This window comes from Mucilaginibacter sp., assembly GCF_041660805.1.
In the GTDB taxonomy this organism is placed as follows: domain Bacteria; phylum Bacteroidota; class Bacteroidia; order Sphingobacteriales; family Sphingobacteriaceae; genus Mucilaginibacter.
The window spans coordinates 84,413-99,362 of the sequence record NZ_JBAZVP010000005.1 but is presented as its reverse complement, the minus strand read 5'-3'; the positions used below and the strand labels follow the sequence as shown (position 1 = coordinate 99,362).

The following is a 14,950-nucleotide window of genomic DNA, read 5'->3' as shown; positions in this document are numbered from 1 at the left end:
TTAGCGTATACAAATTAATTTATCAAACAGAATAAACTTATAGAATTTTTCAAGTCAAACAGTTAAATTACCCACACAATCTAACCTTATCTATGAAATTTAATTTCTACATGCTGTTTCTAACCTGCATTTTGTTAACAGGCATTATCAGCAACAAAGTTTATAGTCAGGAGAACCCTGCGGTAAACAAACTCATAAAAACCACCGAAAGCTACTTTGAAAAAATGCCATCAGAGAAGTTATACCTTCATTTTGATAAGCCATATTATTCTGTAGGTGATACACTTTGGTTCAAGGGTTACCTGCTTACTTCTGCCAGTTATACAGCGTCGGTTTTAAGCAGTAAGCTGTATGTTGAGCTTATTAATGATAGCAGCAGGTTAATTACCCAACTGGTAATACCGCTCTCAGCAGGATTAGGGCAGGGTTATTTTGTGCTTGATAATAGGGTAACCGATGGTAGTTATAAGATAAGGGCTTATACCGGTTGGATGCAGAATTTTGACCAGAGAACCTTTTTTAATAAGCAGTTTTATATAGGTAAGCCTTCGCAGCAGGGCAGTTGGATGGTTAACGAGCAGCATACGGTAAAAACCACCGCCACGGGCAACCAGGTTAATTTAGCTATTCAAATGAATGACCTGGATGGCAAGGTTATTCCATATCGTGATGTGGAAATTAAACTAACCGCAGGGAACAAAACACTGATACGTACAAACCACACCACCTCAGATGCCGGCGCTTTTAATACCAGTTTTATACTGCCCACTAAAACAGATAATACTAATCTCACCTTAGTTATCACAGATAAAGCCGGTAAAAACAGCAAACTAAATATTCCTTTTTACCCTAACGGCCCGGCACAAAATATCGATCTGCAGTTTATGCCCGAAGGGGGCAATATGGTAGTGGGGTTATACAATAAGGTTGGCTTTAAAATTATTGGCGATGATGGTAAAAGCCTGGCCATTAAAGGCAGCATCCGCGATAGCAAAAATGAAGAGGTAACCACTTTTCAAGCCTTGCATAACGGCATGGGTAATTTTATGCTACTGCCACAGGCCGGTGAAAAATACACAGCCAGCATTACCACGGCTGATGGCACCACCAAAACGGTTGATCTCCCCCTGCCCAAAGCTGCAGGTATAGCCATCCGGGTTGATAATATTAGCCGGGCCGATTCGGTTAATATATATATTACTGCCACCCCGGATATCGCGGCTGCAAAAAAGAGCTACACGCTAATAGCACAATCAAAAGACGTGATTCATTTTGGTACAGCTTTTAATTTAGATAATGGATTTAACAACCTGCGTATAGCTAAAAACAAATTTAATACGGGCATTGTAAGCTTTATGATACTGAGTGATCTTAACCAGCCCGTTAACGAGCGCCGCATATTTGTTAACCTGCATGACCAGCTGCAGCTAACCCTTAGCAATAGTGAAAATACCTATCAGCCTAAAGACAGTATTGCTGTTAACGTTAGTGTAAAGGATAAAACAGGTAAACCTGTACCTGGTAATTTCTCAGTTTCGGTAACGGATGATGGTGCTGTAACTGACAAAACCTACAACGACAATATAGCAAGCCGTTTCCTGCTCACTTCTGAGCTTAAAGGCAATGTAGAAGAACCGGGATGGTATTTCAGTCAGGGTGGCATAAATATGGAAAAAGCGCTTGACAACCTGATGCTTACCCAGGGATGGACCGGCTATGACTGGAAAGGAACGCCCACTACTCCGCCTAAGTTTGAAGCCGGGATTGACAGCAGGATCTCGGGCAAACTGGAAAACTTCTTTAAAAAACCCATTGCAAATGCAAAGGTTAGCCTGTTTGCTTCAAGCAAAAAGTACGGAGTAATACTTATTGATACCCTAAGCAATGAGAATGGGCGGTTTGTATTTGAGAACCTGCCTTTAATTGATACCATTGCCTATACTATAAAGGTACACAATGCAAAAGGCAAGGAAATTGGAGCGGGCATCGTTTTAGATCCGTTTAAAACCGCTCCTGTTGCAAACAATAATGACTACCGCCTTACGCCCTGGTATGCACATAGCAGCGACAGCCTGATGATAAAATACTTTAACAGGCCAAACCAAACCGCTTTACCGGGTATAAATGCGCAGGATGTTAAAGGAACATTATTAAAAGAGGTGATTGTTAAGGCTAAAAAAGAACCAATAAAAATTGGAGATGAGTTTGGTTATTCAAAGGCGGAGATCAATGAAAAAGACCTAATTGCCGCAGGCAAAAAAAGCTTATTTGAATTGATATACCAAAGGTTTAAAAGTGTTAAAACAACCAATTATTATAGTGGTGATGTATTTAAGAGAGCTGCAATGCATACTACTTCAGAATATGTATCAGGGAGTTTGTTTATTGCTGATGTACTTATTGACGGGCAAAGTGTTCAAAGTATTTATGGTGTGGCCGTTACCGGTGATTCAACCTCTTACAATGGATTTTTAAGGACATTTTTTAATTATATAGGTGCCGACGATATAAAAGATGTAAAACTGGTAGAAGGCGTCCACGCGTTTATGACTATTACCACACGCAGCGGGGCAGGCGTATTTACCCGCACATCGCCCGGTTCCCTGGCTTTTAGGCCGTTGCCTATGCTTTTCCCTAAACAGTTTTATAGTCCGCGTTATGCAGTTAAAAATGATTTACCCGATACACGCACAACCATATTTTGGGAGCCCAATTTAGTCACCGACGAAAATGGCAATGCCACCCTATCCTTTTATGCTGCCGATAAGCCATCAACCTATACTATTAATATTGAAGGCACAAACATGCAGGGTGGTTTTGGTTACCAAACCGGTAAGATCAGTATAACATCACAAACCGGGGTAAAAGCCAAGCCGGTTAAGTAGCCATCAACACAAAATCCAACGCAACAAAAAAGCCCTTCCAATTGCTTGGAAGGGCTTTGTATTAGAATATCGAAAGCTTATTTAGCTTCTTCTTCTTCAGTTTCAGCAGCAGGAGCTTCAGGCTCTGCTTTTTTAGCGGCCGGGGCAGCAGCAGGAGCTTTTTTAGCAGCTTTGCTTTCTGCACCTTCCATTTGCTCTTTTAACTGAGCAAGTACGCTAAGGTCACCTAAAGTTGATTTCTCTACAGATTCTTTCACTTTCTTAACCGCGTTGTTAGCAGATTTTGCTTCTTTTTTACGGTTTTCGAATTCCTGTACACGAGCGTCAGCACGAGCTTCTTCCCATATACGTGAGTGTGAAATTACGATACGCTTGTTCTCTTTGTTAAATTCAATGATCTTGAATTCAGCAGTTTCTTCAGCTTTAACGCTTTTACCATCTTCTTTTACCAAATGTTTGGTTGGGGCAAAGCCTTCAACACCATAAGGTAAAGCTACAATAGCACCTTTGTCAGTTACTTTTATCACAGTACCTTCATGTATTGAATCAATAGTGAAGATGCTTTCAAAAGTATCCCAAGGGTTTTCTTCAAGCTGTTTGTGGCCTAAGCTTAATTTACGGTTCTCAATATCAAGCTCTAAAACTACTACATCTAATTTTTCGCCAACCTTAGTAAATTCGTTAGGGTGGTTTACTTTTTTAGACCATGATAGGTCAGAGATGTGGATCAATCCGTCAATTCCGTCTTCAAGTTCAACAAACACACCAAAGTTGGTCATGTTTTTAACTGTAGCAACGTGAGTTGTACCGATAGCGTATTTCTCGCCGGCATTTTGCCATGGATCAGGAGTTAATTGCTTAATACCTAATGACATTTTGCGCTCATCACGATCAAGTGTTAATACTTGTGCTTCAACTTCGTCACCTACTTTAAGGAATTCCTGAGGGTTACGCAGGTTTTGAGACCATGACATTTCTGACACGTGAATTAAACCTTCAACACCCGGGATAATTTCTAAGAAAGCGCCGTAATCAGCAACGGTAACAATTTTACCTTTCACTCTTGAACCAATCTGGATGTTTTCATCCAATGACTGCCAAGGGTGTGGGGTTAATTGTTTTAAACCTAAAGCGATACGTTTTTTCTCGTCATCAAAATCAAGAACAACAACGTTGATCTTCTGATCCAATCCAAGAACTTCTCTCGGATGCTCAATACGGCCCCAAGATATATCTGTAATGTGCAGTAAACCGTCAACACCACCAAGGTCAATAAATACACCAAAGTCGGTAATGTTTTTAACGGTACCTTCCAATACCTGGCCTTTTTCAAGTTTGGCCACAATTTCAGTTTTTTGGTTTTCTAAATCGTCTTCAATCAGCACTTTGTGCGATACCACTACGTTCTTAAACTCGTGGTTGATCTTAACAACTTTGAATTCCATTGTTTTACCCACATAAATGTCATAATCCCTGATAGGTTTAATGTCAATTTGTGAACCTGGTAAAAAGGCTTCAACGCCCATTATATCTACAATTAAACCACCTTTAGTTCTGCTCTTAACAAAACCTGTGATGATCTCATCGTTATCCAGAGCTGAATTAATGCGCTCCCATGATTTTTGAGTTTTTGCACGTTTACGTGAAAGAACTAACTGACCGTTAGCATCTTCCTGTGATTCTACAAATACTTCAACTGTGTCACCAACCTTAAGGTCTGGTGTATCACGGAATTCAGAAACAGATACCAAACCGTCAGATTTAAATCCGATGTTTAATACCACATCTTTGTTATTGATATTTACAACTGTACCTGAGATAATTTCGCCTTTGGTGATTGAACTGAATGTTCCATCATACAATTTCTCTAATTGCTCACGGTCGCTATCGCTGTAGTTACCAAATTTTTTGTCATCTGCATCCCAGTCGAAATCCTCGCGAGGTGCTGATGCGATCTGTGATTTGATTTCTTCAATTGATATTGAATCAGCTTCTGACTCAATAGTTTCTTTTTCTGCGGTTGCCGTAACTGTCCCCAGTTCAGCTTCCTTAGCTTTTAATTCTTTTTCTGCTTCTTGTTTTTTTGCCATTAAATAATTTTACTCCTTTTTCCCAACACTTAATTGGGACTGCAAAGGTACGGATATAATTTTTATCGGAAAAATAATATTTAATGTAAAAACAAGAGAATTAGACACTTTTTGTAATTTTTGAGTGGTTTTGGTATACCTCTGCCCCTCACAGGAAGCAACTTATATCAGCTGGCCCGATATTTCCCGGTAAATGCTTTTATAAACATCCATTATACTTAACCTGTAAGCAATTAATATGTCTGTCATATCCTGCTCATGTTGCGGGGTAAACGGGTTGCTCCACACGCGCATGCAAATACGCTTAAGGGCATAGGTGATCTGGTCTATATTAATATACGTGTTTAAATATCGGCTACGCTTAAATTCGTCATAAAATTTAAAAAACACATCCGGGTTTTTCATACCTGCAAATTCCAGAAACGTACGGATAGTACCTTCCTTACAGCTATCCAGGTGGTTATAAAAATCAGTAACGTTTATTTCATTGTTGGTGATCAATAAATTATCCAGGATCAGTTCAATAGCAACATGGCCCAAAAAAAATGGCTTTACAGGTGAGCCTGCAATAGCCGGGGTTAGTTCCTTTTTTAGCTGATGCGAATGGGTTAAAAAAAACGCGGACGAATGAAAAAATTTATCAACAAGTAAATGCTTGTTCCAGCCTTTTATAATAGAATTAACACTGGGGTTTGAGTGTACTAACTTTTCGGGGTGCAGGATGATCGATTTATCCGCATTTTTTAAAAGATCGGGCAATACCGTACCTAAAGTAAAGTAGCAATCTGTTGTATCCCGGTCAAAATAATAATGAGAAAGAAAATTCATAGAGGTTCTGGGGCTAATCACCTGTTTGGTACAAAATACAAAAATAGGGCAACAAAAACAATCAGTGCTACAGATATTAGACAGCTATGACCGTTTAATGTTTTAAAACTCAATTAGCACAAGCATCCATGCAACAGATTATTCTGCTATATTTGCCCTTTTTGTAACAGATATACTACTAATGAATTTTGTTGAAGAATTACGCTGGAGGGGCATGCTCCATGATATTATGCCCGGCACCGAGGACCTGTTAAATAAAGGTATGGCATCGGGATATATTGGCTTTGACCCCACTGCCGACTCACTGCATGTGGGCCACTTAACCCAGATCATGACCCTGATACATTTTCAGCGGGCGGGCCACAAACCTTATGCCTTGGTAGGTGGTGCAACCGGTATGGTTGGCGATCCATCGGGCAAATCGCAGGAGCGTAATTTACTGTCTGAAGATGTATTGCAGCATAACCTGGAATCGGTAAAAAAGCAACTGGAAAATTTCCTTGATTTTAATACCGGCGCCAACAGTGCCGAAATGGTAAATAATTACGACTGGTTTAAAAACTTCACTTTTTTAGATTTTATACGGGATGTGGGTAAACACCTCACCGTAAATTATATGATGGCGAAGGATTCGGTTAAGAAACGCCTGGAGGGTGATACCGGCATGTCTTTCACTGAGTTTACTTACCAGCTGGTACAAGGCTATGATTTTTACTACTTGTGGAAACATAAGAACTGCGTACTGCAAATGGGCGGCAGCGACCAATGGGGCAATATTGTTACCGGTACAGAACTGATCCGCAGGAAAGATCAGGGAGAAGCTTATGCTTTAACCACCCAGCTAATAAAAAAAGCAGATGGTACCAAATTCGGCAAAACCGAAAGTGGTGCAGTATGGCTGGATGCCAAGCGCACATCGCCATATCAGTTTTACCAGTTTTGGTTAAATACCAGCGACGTTGATGCCAAAGCGTACATCCGTATTTTTACCTTGTTTGAACGTGATATTATTGAAGCTTTAGAGGTTGAGCAGGACGCAGCACCGCACACCCGTGTGTTACAAAAGGCATTGGCAAAAGATATTACCATCCGCGTGCACGGAGAGGCCGAATATGAAAAGGCCATTAAATCTACTGAGTTTTTGTTCGGCAATACTGGTATTGAGTTTTTAAACGAATTGAATGATGATGAGGTTATAGCTTTATTTAGCGGCGTACCTAATTATACTATTGATGCAAAAGAATTAGAAGCCGGTATAAACGCTGCAGATCTTCTTGCCGGTAAAACAGCAATATTCGCATCAAAAGGTGAGGCTAAAAAAATGATACAAGGTGGTGGTGTTGCTATAAATAAATTAAAGATCAACACTGCCGAAGACATTTATCAAAGCGATAAACTCATCAATAACAAGTATTTAGTAGCGCAAAAAGGCAAGAAAAATTATTTTTTAATTATTGCCGAATAGTTTGCTATTGCGACATTTGTGCTATATATTTGTATATATGTCGTATAAAATAAAGCATACTGCAAAAAACGAGGTTAATGAACCTATGGCAATGTACATTACACAGGCTTCATCAACCCCGTTTTATAATTTGTTAGGTGGGGTAAAATCTTCTTCTGATTTTGACATTATTAACCTTGCACGGCAGGGCTTTCCTAAAAAAGCGTTACTGGCCTTAGCTAAAAAAATATCCTTAAACATCCAGGAGTTGGCTAACATACTCCATATCTCTGAGCGTACTTTACAACGCTATGAGGATGATGCCATTATTAAAACCGAGTATGCCGAGAAAGCCGTTGAACTTGCCCGCCTTTACACTCGTGGCGAAGAAGTTTTTGGCTCTATGGATAAGTTTAAACTTTGGGTAAAAGCACCAAGCCTTGTATTTAACGGTGAAGCACCTGTCACTTTTTTAGATACATCTGCCGGCTTTGATATGGTTTTTAATGAGCTGGGCCGTATAGAGCACGGAATTTTTGTTTAAATGATACTTTACCGTATTGCTAATTGTAATTATATCACTACCCTTGATGGTATGGGCGCACGCCTGTACGGGGCACGTTGGAACAGTAATGGCAATGCGGTTGTATATCTTGCATCATCGCGGGCACTGGCAGTGTTAGAAGTTTTGGTGCACCTGCAACCATTATTTACCCCTGCAAACTTTTGCCTGGCAGAAATAGAAGTACCTGACAACAGCATTTTAACACTCGATGTAAGGTCCCTGCCTGATCACTGGGTATCTAATTCTCCTCCAGCCGAATTAAAACAGATTGGCAACCAATTCATTAAAGAAGCAAAGTACCTGATGATGAAGGTGCCGTCATCAGTTGTACCCGAGGAATTTAACTATCTGCTCAACCCTTTTCATCCGGACATCAAAAAAGTCAAGTTACTGAGCACTCAGCCATTTAACTTTGATGGGAGGTTACTACAGCCTAACCCTATCCCGCTGCAATAAATAAATTCCGCCAAAGGCACTCTAATTTCAAACTAAATAATTAGTTTTACAGGATATCAATTATGCTATCCATGAAAACGCCACTGCTAACCTTTGCTTGTTTACTGCTATTTACCATTGCATCTGTTGCGCAAAAAGCTGATGTAGCCATTGGTAAGGCCATTTATGAAATGATCCATATCAGTGACACTGCCAACCGCAATAAGCCTTATAAAGAAACCATGGCTTTAATACTGGGGCGTAATGCAAGCGTGTACCGCAGCATTACAAAGCAGCAACAGGAAGAAATGATGGCTAACCAAATAGCTAACCAGGTTAAAAATGCATCAGACCCTAATCACCTTAATTTAACTATTACTGGCGGAGGCGCGGTAACCAGCGAAGAATATTACCAGTACACCAACGATAAAAAGCTTTATACCGAAGAACAGGTTATTAATTTTTATTTAGTTGAAGAACCTTTGCCTGTTATTAACTGGAAAATACAAAAAGACACTTTAAGCTTTGGCGCGTTACATTGCCAAAAGGCCACCTGCCATTTTAAAGGCCGGGATTACGAAGCCTGGTTTTGTATAGACCTCCCCTTTCATAACGGCCCATGGAAACTGAATGGTTTACCGGGATTGATACTGGAAGCATCAGACACTAAAAAGGAGGTTATATTTAAATTTAACAGCTTTGAGGATATCAGTAAAACCAATCAAACCATTTTGCCGCCTGCTGATGATATAAAAACTTCACCAAAAGACCTCGACAGGCTAAAAGAAGCAAGAGCGAAAGATCCAAGAGGCTTTAGCAAAGCATCAATGGGAGGTGGTGGTAAAACCAGAATAACAGGCATGCCTATGGATAATATTGACCCAAGTAAGATCCAGTCCATTAACGTAGTAAAATCGCCTGATGCTAATTCAAAATTAAATAACAACCCTATAGAACTGCCCGAAAAAAAGTAAACCCGCTTGCGGCGGGTTTCTGTATCAATTTAAAAGTCGCTTAGCAGCTCCAGTTTTTTATGGTTGTATTCTTCCTGCGATATCAGTCCATTCTCGAACAACGTTTTTAACCGTTTTAGTTTTTCGGTTAACTCATCCTTTTTGGGCTCTTCAACAGGGGCTGGCGGTGTTGGCACAGGTTGCTGTATTACCGGTGGTACAGGAGGTTGAAACGCTATAGGTGCGGCCTGGTCAATTTGCAATGAGCCAGATTCCGCACGTTTCTCTTCCAGGTCGCGCAGGCGGCGGGCTTCACGCTCGGCTTCTTTACGTTCCTGTGCGTATTGGTATAGTTTACGTGCCTGTACTTTAGGCAGGTAATCAACCCCCATTTCAACACCGTTTGTAGTTTTAGCACTAAAAACGGCACCTATAATTTCTTCTTTGGTAAATACATCAACAATATCTTTCCAAACAAACTCAACAAACTTTATAGATAGGCCAAGGTTTGCAGGTGAAAAGAAAAGTATGCGTTTGTTGGTTAGCGCTATGCAATCCGGGAAAAGATTTACAATGGGCTTTTTTTGTACCGCAATGTATAAAATTTCTTCGCCGGTGGTCAGCAGGTCAACTAACCGGGTATATATTTTCTCAACCGCTTTTGGGTCTTGCTCGTCGCGCAAAAATTTATCTATCATTATATTAAGAATTCTGATTGGTGCAAAAATAAGAATATTATGCCAGTTGCATATCTATTTTACGCAATGAGTAAATTACAACCACGGATATCTGAATTGTCAAAGCGGCCTATCACTTCAAAAGAGCCGTCGGGATAAACCTTTCCCAGGTCTTGTGTAGCAATAAAGGCGCACGAGTTAATATTAGCCAGGTCTATAATATTAACGCCGCCGGTTTTACCCTCACCTATCAATGTAAACGGGTCATTGGTATCCCGGGTAATTATCTTCATCCAGGGCGGGCAATTAAATATACCTTCTCCTTTTGAATAAGCCTGCGACAAAAGCTCTGTCATCCCGTACTCGGAGTGAATGACATCAACACCAAAACCGGTACATAATGCATTGTGCAGTTCCTCACGGATCATTTCTTTACGGCGGCCTTTCATCCCCCCCGTTTCCATCACAATAAGTTGGGGGAAATTAATGGTATAACTATCTATAAAATCAAGCAGGGCAAAGGTTACGCCTATCAATAAGGTTGGTTTATTCGCGGCCTTTTGCTGTAATAAAATATCATAAAGCTCCTGATGGTTATACAGAAAAAAACCGCTTACCGGATTGGCCGATTGCGTGATCAGGTCCTGTGCCATATAAATAAGTGATGAACCCTCCCGTTCCAGGTAAGATGGCAGCAGCGCCAGCACGGTATAATCTTTTACATCGCCATAAAACAACTCAAACGCCTTTCGGAAACTTTGTACATACCAGTTCACATCGGTAACATAATGACTGCTGGTAACCATGCCCGTAGTGCCCGAACTGGTAAAGATCACTTCAGCCGGTGTATCACCGGTAGTTATTTTGTGCGATTTAAACAGCTCTACAGGTAAAAAAGGGATCTGCTCAATAAATTCTACATCAGCCGTATTAACACGGATACCTTTAACAAACTCTTTATAAACCGCGCAATTAGCCGCCTGGTACCTAAATACCTGCAATGCGGTTTCCTCAAAAGCTGCTTTATTATTTATGGCGAATACCTGCTCTTTATCCGGCTTGATCATGCTGCTGCAAAGATAATGTGAATATGTAAGATGTGCGAATATGCCGCAAGTTTCGGCTTTTAACGGGTAATGGATATGCGGAGATTTGGTAAAAAATATAAGATCATGAATAAATTTAAAATTGTTCCGCTTTCAAAAGCATTCGCACAAAAGATCAAGGCTAACAAGATAGATGATTTTGGGAACCCGGTTGTTGAACAGCTTGCTACAGGCTTAGGGCCTTGCCGCGTTTCATTAAAACCCTTTGAAAAAGGTGTAGATAAGCGATTACTATTTAAGCATTCCCCTTTTGAAACTGAAAATGCATACAACCAGCCCGGCCCCATATTTATAAACAGCAAAGACGTGGACGAGTACAGCGATGTGCATCGTTTTCCACCGGAGATAAAGGCTAATAAGCAAAGTTTTCCGCTGTCGCTTATCGGTTATAATCAGGATCAGATGATGGTTCTGACTAAACTTGTAGGCGATAATGATGTTGATGAATTGATAGTTGAGCTATTTGATCAGCACCCCCAGGTTGAATATCTGCACGCCCGTAATGCCCAGGCCTGTTGCTATATATGCAAAATTGAAAGGACCTGAAAATTAGTATCACACAGATGCGCAGATACCCATTTTATTTGCAACAAAAACCCCAAATTAGAGTTAATTGATATAGAGCTTCATAAACAACAGCTATCTCATGAAAATATTAAAATTTTTAAAGTTACCGCTTTTAATAAGCGCGTTTTTTTTATTGGCATCAGCTAAAACGCAAGATGACAAAGGCACCGAAAGGATAAATAATTCCACCAATATATTAAAGGAGTTTACTAAGATGTCTGAAAGTATCCCGCATCAGTTACTGGAAGAGTACCAGGGCATTGTAATTATCCCAAAATTGATAAACGCGGGCTTTGTGGTTGGGGGCAAGCGCGGACAAGGCATCGCTATGGTTAAATTAGCTAACGGCAAGTGGAGTGATCCTGTTTTTGTAACCCTAACAGGTGGCAGTTTTGGTTTACAAATTGGCGTACAATCTGTTGATATGATTTTGGTATTCCGCCATAAAGGGGTGCTTGCCAAGGTTAAGAATGGCGATTTTACTATTGGTGGTGACATTTCTGCAGCAGCCGGACCGGTTGGCCGCAGTTCAACAGCCAGCACCGATTATAAACTAGAGGCCGAAGTTTATTCCTACTCGCGCAGCAAAGGCTTATTTGCGGGTATTAGTATACATGGTTCAAACCTGTCTATAAACAAAAGTGCCAACGCGGCATTTTACGGCAACGATGCAACATCAGCCCAGATCTTTGAAGCATCTAAGAGTACCTCACCAGCGGTTGTTGAGTTAAAAACAACCCTGAGTAGTTTATAAATCCCCACTAAATTAAAAAGGAGATTGTATCATAAATATGATTTACAAAAAGAGAGCAGAATTTTGTTTGGCTTAGTCTTCTTTGTATTCCTTCCTTAGTGCCTTGTGGTAAAATTAACCACAAAGGGCGCTAAGATTTTGCACAAAGACCACAAAGCATTTCTAATTATCATTAATATAAATCTCTGTGATCTTTGTATTTTTCTCTCTTTGTGTTCTCTGTGGTAAAATTAACCACAAAGGGCGCTAAGATTTTGCACAAAGACCACAAAGCATTTCTAATTACCATCAATATAAATCTCTGTGATCTTTGTGTTTTTCTCTCTCTTTGTGTTCTCTGTGGTGATAAATTAAGCACAGGGCACAAAGAGAGATTGACACCAAATTTTCTTCTTCTTACCAGATTTGTTTTTTATTTATGAGACGGCCTCCTTTTTAACTTAAGCTTCCTGCTCAAATTTTTCTATCTCTCCCAAAAACTTATACGCTGAATTTGCCTGGTACCACCCCGAGCCTGTTAATAAAATTTTTGCTGCTGTACTATTTATATTTTTACTGTTTAGCTGCCTCAGAAACCAAATGGCCAATATTAAAAGCACCAGGCCTAAACTGGCACTTGATAAGAAATATGTTTTGTGCCTGCTATCTAAGAAATCCATATTAAAAATCATTTTACCAGCCAACAGCAACAATAAAGGATATAAAGGAAACAACAGTAAGGTAATTTTAACATAGGTTACTATCGTTAATTTAAGCTGCTCTATTTTCTTTTGGATAGGCGCTACAGCACTACTATAACCCATTTGTAACTGTATAATAATTGATACCTGTTTTATATCATATACAAAAAACACCATAAATAGGGCACCGATTATAATTGCCGATATGCTTAATTGTGGCACCGACCAATTGTTGACCGTAAACCGCCCCAGATAAATAATAGCAGAGCCAAATATGATCATTTCAATAACTTTATAGAAAAGCAATTTACTTAGCTTGTTTTTTACTTTATCAAAATTCATTTGCCTTAGCAGTTGCATATTTAAATGCAGGTTACGGTCCAGTTTCCTATCGTACTCGGCCCATATATTTTTTAATTCTTGCAGTTCCATGTTTAAGCTTTTACAAATTGATGTTTTAAATATTGTTTTAACCGGCTGATCTTGGTAGCCACATTGGTTTCGCTAATCCCAAGTATGTCGGCCATATCCTTATAGCTGTTATTGTCTAAATAAAGTATCATAAGGGCTTTATCCAACTTGTTCATATTTCCAATAAATTGATAAAGCATCGCAATTTTTTCATTCAATTCCTGCGAATTATCATCATCGGGAATGTCGATAATATTTTCATGCATGGATGTCGTATTATTGCGCCTTTTATTATCAGAGCGATAAAAAGAAATGGCAGTGTTTAGCGCTATACGGTACATCCAGGTGGAGAGTTTGTACTTATCGTTATAACTGCCGTATGAGCGCCAAAGCTGAATGATAACTTCCTGTACAAGATCTTTACGGTCTTCCGGATCGCTGCAATAGGTATTGCAGACTTTAAAAATGAGCTTTTTATTATGTTGTATTAGGTGTAAGAATTGATCTTTGTTTGCCTGCAAACTCATTGGGTTGATTATTTACACCATTATTCGTTGGAAGCGAGGAATAATCACAAACGGATTAAAAATTATTTATTGGATAGACAGATTAAAAGTAAGTTAACTGTAATATAATATCTAAATGAACGGTATGCCAGCCGGAGCTATAAGCCAGGTATAGAATTTATCTGAGGTACGCTCAATGATTTTTTTATTTGTAGAATAAATATCCATTCCTCTATCATCATAAATATTTATTACAATCTGCTTTTCAAAATTGATAAAGTAACACGTGATATTTGCTGATGGTTCTTCGCCTATATCATAATTAATTATGGAAGTAATTACCGGTTTCACTATGGATTTTGAAAATCTATCATAATACAGATATAATGCTTCCTCGTTATTCTTTTGTCTGAAAATGTTATTAGCTGACTGAATAACTAATCCGGCTTTTTCTAAAAATGCTTCTTCCTTGTCACTCCATAAAACAATTCTTAGCCATACATCCAGGTTATGTAAACAGTATTGTAAAATTTGATTACTCCTATCTAATGCCTGTGCAATTCTCTTTGAATCCACTTCTTCACCGCCTAATTCAAATCTTATTCTGTTCTCATTAACTGAACTTAATGTACTTCGATTAATATCTCCAAAAATCGTTGTAAAAAAATCTTCAAAATCAGTGGCATTATCAATCATGTTATTACTTATGAATACTATTTCTCAAACACCCGCTTCACCAACACACCAGACAATGCCGACATCCCTCCTGCCAATGCACCTATAAGCGCGGTTACCGCCAGCAGCAATAACCAGTTGGGTAAATGGAACAGATGCGCTACACGTGTGGCCAGAATGTGCTCATTAGGGAAGCTTTTTAATAATGCAAGTGCAATCCAGGCCAATCCAAATCCCGCAAAACCCGACCAAAAGCTTGGCCCCGACGTTTTGCCGAAGAAAAATGCGGCGGCAAATGCAAGGATACAAGCTGCCCACCATGGCAAAAGGTAGCCGCTAACAAATGCTAAAAATAAAATGAGGGGGAATAACAT

The 14,950-nt window shown here is 39.5% G+C and carries 15 protein-coding genes; 7 read left to right on the top strand and 8 right to left on the bottom strand.

Annotated elements, in window-relative coordinates:
• Nucleotides 1–92: 92 nt before the first annotated feature.
• Entirely contained in the window at nucleotides 93–2,885 is a 2,793-nt protein-coding gene (locus WC743_RS09310; protein ID WP_373011669.1) for a hypothetical protein, read from the top strand.
• Between the two features lie 77 nt (nucleotides 2,886–2,962).
• Here WC743_RS09310 and rpsA read toward each other — a convergent pair whose 3' ends face one another.
• The gene (gene rpsA, locus WC743_RS09305; protein ID WP_373011668.1) at nucleotides 2,963–4,975 is read right to left on the bottom strand and encodes a 30S ribosomal protein S1; all 2,013 of its coding nucleotides are present in this window, start codon (nucleotides 4,973–4,975) and stop codon (nucleotides 2,963–2,965) included.
• Nucleotides 4,976–5,137: 162 nt separating this feature from the next.
• Complete coding sequence (locus tag WC743_RS09300) at nucleotides 5,138–5,803, bottom strand: hypothetical protein (protein ID WP_373011667.1); 666 nt, start codon at nucleotides 5,801–5,803, stop codon at nucleotides 5,138–5,140.
• Between the two features lie 181 nt (nucleotides 5,804–5,984).
• Here WC743_RS09300 and tyrS point away from each other — a divergent pair, with 181 nt between their 5' ends.
• The 4 genes from tyrS to WC743_RS09280 all read left to right on the top strand — a co-directional run bounded on the left by tyrS (nucleotide 5,985) and on the right by WC743_RS09280 (nucleotide 9,221).
• On the top strand, nucleotides 5,985–7,268 hold the full coding sequence (gene tyrS, locus WC743_RS09295; RefSeq protein ID WP_373011666.1) for a tyrosine--tRNA ligase: 1,284 nt from the start codon (nucleotides 5,985–5,987) through the stop codon (nucleotides 7,266–7,268).
• A 37-nt stretch (nucleotides 7,269–7,305) separates the two neighbouring features.
• The gene (locus WC743_RS09290; RefSeq protein ID WP_373011665.1) at nucleotides 7,306–7,791 is read left to right on the top strand and encodes an antitoxin Xre-like helix-turn-helix domain-containing protein; all 486 of its coding nucleotides are present in this window, start codon (nucleotides 7,306–7,308) and stop codon (nucleotides 7,789–7,791) included.
• Nucleotides 7,792–8,268 (top strand): RES family NAD+ phosphorylase, encoded by a 477-nt coding sequence (locus tag WC743_RS09285; RefSeq protein WP_373011664.1) that lies wholly within the window; start codon nucleotides 7,792–7,794, stop codon nucleotides 8,266–8,268.
• A 71-nt stretch (nucleotides 8,269–8,339) separates the two neighbouring features.
• A complete protein-coding gene (locus WC743_RS09280; RefSeq protein WP_373011663.1) occupies nucleotides 8,340–9,221 on the top strand; it encodes a GLPGLI family protein in 882 nt (293 codons plus the stop codon).
• A gap of 29 nt (nucleotides 9,222–9,250) precedes the next feature.
• On the opposite strand, the gene WC743_RS09275 is transcribed toward WC743_RS09280, so the two are convergent.
• Both WC743_RS09275 and WC743_RS09270 read right to left on the bottom strand, forming a co-directional pair.
• The gene (locus tag WC743_RS09275; protein WP_373011662.1) at nucleotides 9,251–9,898 is read right to left on the bottom strand and encodes a PH domain-containing protein; all 648 of its coding nucleotides are present in this window, start codon (nucleotides 9,896–9,898) and stop codon (nucleotides 9,251–9,253) included.
• A gap of 59 nt (nucleotides 9,899–9,957) precedes the next feature.
• Complete coding sequence (locus tag WC743_RS09270) at nucleotides 9,958–10,944, bottom strand: acyl transferase (protein WP_373011661.1); 987 nt, start codon at nucleotides 10,942–10,944, stop codon at nucleotides 9,958–9,960.
• 105 nt (nucleotides 10,945–11,049) lie between these two features.
• Here WC743_RS09270 and WC743_RS09265 point away from each other — a divergent pair, with 105 nt between their 5' ends.
• Together WC743_RS09265 and WC743_RS09260 are read left to right on the top strand one after the other, a co-directional pair.
• Nucleotides 11,050–11,529 (top strand): DUF1203 domain-containing protein, encoded by a 480-nt coding sequence (locus WC743_RS09265; RefSeq protein ID WP_373011660.1) that lies wholly within the window; start codon nucleotides 11,050–11,052, stop codon nucleotides 11,527–11,529.
• 100 nt (nucleotides 11,530–11,629) lie between these two features.
• The gene (locus tag WC743_RS09260; RefSeq protein WP_373011658.1) at nucleotides 11,630–12,304 is read left to right on the top strand and encodes a lipid-binding SYLF domain-containing protein; all 675 of its coding nucleotides are present in this window, start codon (nucleotides 11,630–11,632) and stop codon (nucleotides 12,302–12,304) included.
• A 440-nt stretch (nucleotides 12,305–12,744) separates the two neighbouring features.
• Here WC743_RS09260 and WC743_RS09255 read toward each other — a convergent pair whose 3' ends face one another.
• The 4 genes from WC743_RS09255 to WC743_RS09240 form a co-directional block, all read right to left on the bottom strand.
• Nucleotides 12,745–13,416: a hypothetical protein gene (locus WC743_RS09255; RefSeq protein ID WP_373011657.1), complete on the bottom strand. Its 672-nt coding sequence runs from the start codon at nucleotides 13,414–13,416 to the stop codon at nucleotides 12,745–12,747.
• A 2-nt stretch (nucleotides 13,417–13,418) separates the two neighbouring features.
• Entirely contained in the window at nucleotides 13,419–13,922 is a 504-nt protein-coding gene (locus tag WC743_RS09250; RefSeq protein ID WP_373011655.1) for an RNA polymerase sigma factor, read from the bottom strand.
• Between the two features lie 111 nt (nucleotides 13,923–14,033).
• A complete protein-coding gene (locus tag WC743_RS09245) occupies nucleotides 14,034–14,597 on the bottom strand; it encodes a DUF3885 domain-containing protein (protein WP_373011654.1) in 564 nt (187 codons plus the stop codon).
• Nucleotides 14,598–14,614: 17 nt separating this feature from the next.
• Nucleotides 14,615–14,950 (bottom strand): hypothetical protein, encoded by a 336-nt coding sequence (locus WC743_RS09240; RefSeq protein ID WP_373011653.1) that lies wholly within the window; start codon nucleotides 14,948–14,950, stop codon nucleotides 14,615–14,617.